5 protein-coding genes are annotated in these 5088 nt (G+C 74.9%); 2 read left to right on the top strand and 3 right to left on the bottom strand.

Features of this window, described 5'->3' with window-relative positions; all coding sequences use genetic code 11:
* Positions 1–332: 332 nt before the first annotated feature.
* The 3 genes from ACI79U_RS21365 to folP form a co-directional block, all read right to left on the bottom strand.
* Entirely contained in the window at positions 333–1928 is a 1596-nt protein-coding gene (locus ACI79U_RS21365; RefSeq protein WP_457072377.1) for an AMP-binding protein, read from the bottom strand.
* A gap of 85 nt (positions 1929–2013) precedes the next feature.
* Complete coding sequence (locus ACI79U_RS21360; RefSeq protein ID WP_457072375.1) at positions 2014–2442, bottom strand: PaaI family thioesterase; 429 nt, start codon at positions 2440–2442, stop codon at positions 2014–2016.
* 106 nt (positions 2443–2548) lie between these two features.
* Positions 2549–3409 (bottom strand): dihydropteroate synthase, encoded by an 861-nt coding sequence (folP, locus tag ACI79U_RS21355; RefSeq protein ID WP_457072373.1) that lies wholly within the window; start codon positions 3407–3409, stop codon positions 2549–2551.
* A 48-nt stretch (positions 3410–3457) separates the two neighbouring features.
* Here folP and glsA point away from each other — a divergent pair, with 48 nt between their 5' ends.
* Together glsA and ACI79U_RS21345 are read left to right on the top strand one after the other, a co-directional pair.
* Positions 3458–4390, top strand: coding sequence for a glutaminase A (gene glsA, locus ACI79U_RS21350; RefSeq protein ID WP_457072371.1), 933 nt, complete (start codon positions 3458–3460; stop codon positions 4388–4390).
* A 47-nt stretch (positions 4391–4437) separates the two neighbouring features.
* On the top strand, positions 4438–4989 hold the full coding sequence (locus ACI79U_RS21345) for a DinB family protein (RefSeq protein WP_457072369.1): 552 nt from the start codon (positions 4438–4440) through the stop codon (positions 4987–4989).
* Positions 4990–5088: the final 99 nt, after the last annotated feature.

Here is a 5088-nt window from a genome sequence, read left to right as displayed (position 1 = left end):
CCGCGCCGCCCCCCCGGCGCCCCCCCCCCCCCCCCCCCCCCCCCCCCCCCCCCCCCCCCCCCCCCCCCCCCCCCCCCCCCCCCCCCCCCCCCCCCCCCCCCCCCCCCCCCCCCCCCGCCGGTACACCCGTACCCGCAGTGGGCCGGTCTGCCCGGCCGCGGTCGCGTCGGTCAGCTCGGCCTCCGGTGCCACGGCCCCGAGCAGCAGGTCGGTCACCGGGTTGCGGGGGAGCCTGCCCTGCTGGGCCTTGCGCACCCGGGCGTCGTCCATCCGGCTGATCGAGGTGACCCGGGTGACCCGGCCGAGCAGCCGGACCCGCAGGTCCATCCCGGTCAACGGTTCTTCAGGTCCTTGCGCAGGATCTTGCCGGCCATCGACTTGGGCACCTGCTCGATGAACTCCACCAGGCGGACCTTCTTGTGCGGCGCCACCCGCTCGGCGACGAACGCGATGACGTCGTCCTCGCTCAGCGCCGAGCCGGGCGCCCGGACGACGAACGCCTTGGGCAGCTCGTCGCCGGTGTCCCGCTCCAGCACCCCGATGACCGCGGCGTCGGTGATCTCCGGGTGGCCCAGCAGCACGGCCTCCAGCTCGGCCGGCGCCACCTGGTAGCCCTTGTACTTGATCAGCTCCTTGACCCGGTCGACGACGGTGTAGCGGCCCTCGTCGTCGACGATCGCGACGTCCCCGGTGTGCAGCCAGCCCTCGGCGTCGAGCGTGTCCGCGGTGGCCTGCGGGTTGTTCAGGTAGCCGGCCATCACCTGGGGGCCGCGCACCCACAGCTCGCCGCGGTCGCCGGGGGCGCAGTCCTCACCGGTGGCCGGGTCGACCAGTCGGCACTCGGTGTTGGGCAGCGCGTACCCCACGGTGCCCTTGGGGGTCGGGCTGGCCCCGGCCGGCTCGAGGCCGGGCCGGGGGGAGGTGTGCGAGACGGGGGAGAGCTCGGTCATCCCGTAGCCCTGCCCGACGTTGACGCCGTCCGGCGCGCCCTTGCGCAGCCGGTCCTGGGCGGCCTGGGCGAGCGATTCGTCCAGCGGTGCTGCGCCGGAGGTGATGTCGCGCAGCGAGGAGAGGTCGAAGGAGTCGACCAGCGGGTGCTTGGCCAGCGCCAGCACGATCGGTGGGGCCACGAAAGCCCGGGTGATCTTCTGGTCCTGGATGGTGCGCAGGAACTGCTCCAGGTCGAACCGGGGGAGGGTCACCACGGTGCCGCCCCACTGCAGGCCCTGGTTCATCAGCACGGTGAGGCCGTAGATGTGGAAGAACGGCAGGACGGCGATGATCCGCTCGTTGCCCTCCTCGACGCCGGCCAGCGGGCGCGACTGGGTCACGTTGGCCACCAGGTTGCGGTGGGTGAGCATGACGCCCTTGGGCAGGCCGGTGGTGCCGCTGGAGTAGGGCAGCGTGACCAGGTCGGTGGCCGGGTCGATCTGCACGTCGACGGCGGGTGCGTCGGTGGTGAGGAGGTCGCGCAGCGAGGCGTGCCCCTCGGCGCCGTCCATCACCACCACCTCGTCGACCGGCGCCTGCGCCACCGCCGCCTGCGCCCGGTCCAGGAACGCGGAGATGGTGATCAGCACCTTCGCGCCGGAGTCCTTCAGCTGGAAGGCGATCTCGTCGGGGGTGTACAGGGCGTTGATCGGGGACACGACGCAGCCGGCCGCGGCGATGCCGTGGAAGACCACCGGGTACCAGATGGTGTTCGGGCTGAACACCGCGACGACGTCGCCCTTGCGCAGCCCGCGGGCGGCCAGCGCGGCGGCCAGCCGCTGGACGTAGAAGGTCAGCTCGCCGTGGGCGATCGTCTCGCCGGAGATGCCGTCGACCAGGGCCGGGGACTCCCGGCGCTCGGCGGTGCCGGCCAGCACGAATTCCGGTACGGACAGCTCGGGGATCTCGACGTCCGGGTAACGACTGGCCAGCGCCACGGGGTCCTCCTCGACTCGGGGTGTGGCGCAAGTCTCACACCCGGCGTGTCGCGAGTCACCCCCGGGGGTTACCGGCGGGTACCGGTCAGCTCCGCGGCCAGAGCACCGACTGGGTGCAGCGGAACAGCACGATGGTCTTCCCGGTGGCCGGTGCGGTGACCACGGCGTCCCACACCTGCGTGGTGCGACCGGCGTGCGCGTTGCTGGCCACCACCTCGATCCGACCGTCCCGCGCGGTGCCCAGGTGGTTGCTCTTCAGCTCGATCGTGGTGAACCCGCTCGCCCCCTCGGGCAGCAGCGCCCGGGTGGCCAGCCCGCAGGCGGTGTCGGCCAGCGCCACCACGCTCGCCGCGTGCAGGTAGCCGTTGGGCGCGAGCAGGTCGGGGCGGACGTCGAGGTGCGCGGCGAGCCGACCGGGCTCGTGGTCGTCGATGACGATCCCGAGCAGCCCGGGCAGCGTGCCCGGCAGCAGGTCGTTGAGCTCGGCGGCGGTGTGGAACCCGGTGGCGGCCATACCCGCAACGTAGCGATCGGCGGTGGAGGCAACGCGACCAGCTGCCGGCCCCGCTGCAGGGGTCCGCGCCGAGCTCGCGAGGCGTGGGGGGCAGCGGGGTCCTTCATCAGGCGAGGCCGCGGATGCTGCGCACCGGCGGCCGGTCGCCCTTGATCGAGGCCACCATGTCCAGCGTCTGGCGGGTCGCGGCGACGTCGTGCACGCGGAACACCCGGGCGCCCAGCCAGGCGCTCACCGCCGTCGCCGCGAGCGTGCCGGTCAGCCGCTGGTCGACCGGCACGTCGAGGGTCTCCCCGATGAAGTCCTTGTTCGACAGCGCCACCAGCACCGGCCAGCCCGTGGCCACCAGCTCGTCCAGCCGCCGGGTCGCCGCCAGGGAGTGCCGGGTGTTCTTGCCGAAGTCGTGCCCGGGGTCGACCAGCACCCGGTCCCGGTCGACGCCCGCCGCCACGGCCGCCTCGGCCAGCGCCGTCGTCCGGGCGACGACGTCGGCCATCACGTCGTCGTAGCTGACCCGGTGCGGCCGGGTGCGCGGTGGCAGGCCGCCCGCGTGCGTGCAGACGATCCCGGCGCCGGCCTCGGCCGCGACCACGGCCAGCTCCGGGTCGACCCCGCCCCACGCGTCGTTCACCACGTCGGCGCCGGCGGCCAGCACCTCCCGGGCGACCTCGGCGCGGTAGGTGTCGATGGAGATCGGCAGCTGCGGGTGGGCGGCGCGGATGGCGGCGACCAGGTCGACGGTGCGCCGGACCTCCTCCGCCGGGGAGACCTCGACGCCGGGAGCGGCCTTCACCCCGCCGACGTCCACCATGTCCGCGCCCTCGGCCACCACCCGTTCGACCCGGGCCAGCGCGGCGTCCAGCTCGTAGGTGGAACCGCGGTCGTAGAAGGAGTCGGGGGTGCGGTTGACGATCGCCATCACGACGAGTCCGCCGTCCGGCACGTCGAGGGCACCGATGCGCAGCACGGGCACACTCAACCAGCCCCGTCGAGCGCGCCGTGGCAGCGTGCGGGGGTGCCGACGAACCCCACTGACCTGCCCGACGACCTCACCGCCGTCCTCGACCGGGTGGCCGCCGAGGCCCGCCCGCTGGCCGAGGACGACCAGGTCGCCCAGGCCGGGGAGGGACCCGAGCGGTTCGCGCTGGCGTTGTGCGAGCTCGACGGGACCGAGCACGTCGCCGGCGACGCCGACGTCGGCTTCCCGGTGCAGAGCGTGGTCAAGGTGTTCACGCTGACCGCGGCGCTCCGCCTGGTCGGCGAGGACGTCTTCCAGCGGGTCGGCCGGGAGCCGTCGGGGGACCCCTTCGACTCCCTGGTCCAGCTCGAACGCGAGCACGGCGTGCCCCGCAATCCGCTCATCAACGCGGGCGCGGTCGTGGTCTGCGACGTGCTGGTGGGCGCCACCGGGTCGCCGGAGGCAGCGGTGGCCGAGGTCACCGACCTGCTGTCCGACCTGGTCGGCGAACGGCTCGAGCCCGATCCCGAGGTGCTCGCCGAGGAGCGCGCCGGCGCCGACATGAACACGGCGATGGGCCACCTGATGAGCTCGTTCGACAACTTCACCCACCCGGTGGCCGCGGTGGTGGACGCCTACGCCCAGCTGTGCGCGCTGACCGTGACCACCCGGCAGCTGGCCCGAGCCGCGCGGTTCCTGGCGCACGACGGGGTGGACCCGCGGACCGGCGACCGGGTGCTGACCGAGCCCCTGGCCCGGCGGGTCAGCGCGGTGATGCTGACCTGCGGCACGTACGACGCGGCCGGCCAGTTCGCCTACGACGTCGGCTTCCCGTGCAAGAGCGGGGTGGCCGGCGCGGTGATGGGCGACGTGCCGAACCGGTTCGGGGTGTGCGCCTGGTCCCCACCCCTGGACCGCGCGGGCAACTCCCGGGCCGGCCGGGCGGCGCTGCACCTGCTCAGCGAGGAGCTGGGGTTGTCCCTGCTGTGACGCCGCTCCCGGGACTGCGGGGCGGGGCCGACCGGCAGACTGGCGCGGTGACCCAGTTCCCCGCCGCCCCCGACCGCATCGACCCGCCCTACCTCGACGGTGAGCGCGCCGCCCTGGACGCCTGGCTGGAGTTCCACCGCGGGACCCTGCTGCACAAGTGCGCCGGGCTCACCCCCGAGCAGCTGGGTGAGCGGTCGGTGCCGCCGTCGTCGCTGAGCCTGCGCGGCCTGCTCCGGCACATGACCGAGGTCGAGCGCGCCTGGTTCCAGCGGGTCATCGCCGGCCGCGCGGACGCAGGCGACATCTACTGCGGCCCGGACGACGAGGACGGCGACTTCGACGGGGTGGGCCGGGACGGCGACGACCCGGCGGCCGCCGTCCCGGCGGAGCTGGCCGCGTTCACCGCCGAGGTCGAGGCCAGCCGCGCGGTGGCCGCCGCCCGGGAGTCGCTGGACGAGCTCAGCGTCGGGCGCACCCGGCGGAAGGGCGAGCAGGTGTCGCTGCGCTGGGTGTACCTGCACATGATCGAGGAGTACGCCCGGCACAACGGCCACGCCGACCTGCTCCGCGAGCGCATCGACGGCGCCACCGGCCAGTGACCGCCCCGGGGGGGGGGGGGGGGGGGGGGGGGGGGGGGGGGGGGGGGGGGGGGGGGGGGGGGGGGGGGGGGGGGGGGGGGGGGGGGGGGGGGGGGGGGG

The sequence above is a fragment of the Modestobacter sp. SYSU DS0904 genome (assembly GCF_054051115.1).
Note: the sequence above shows the minus strand (reverse complement) of the source record. Positions and strands in the feature narration are given on the sequence as shown.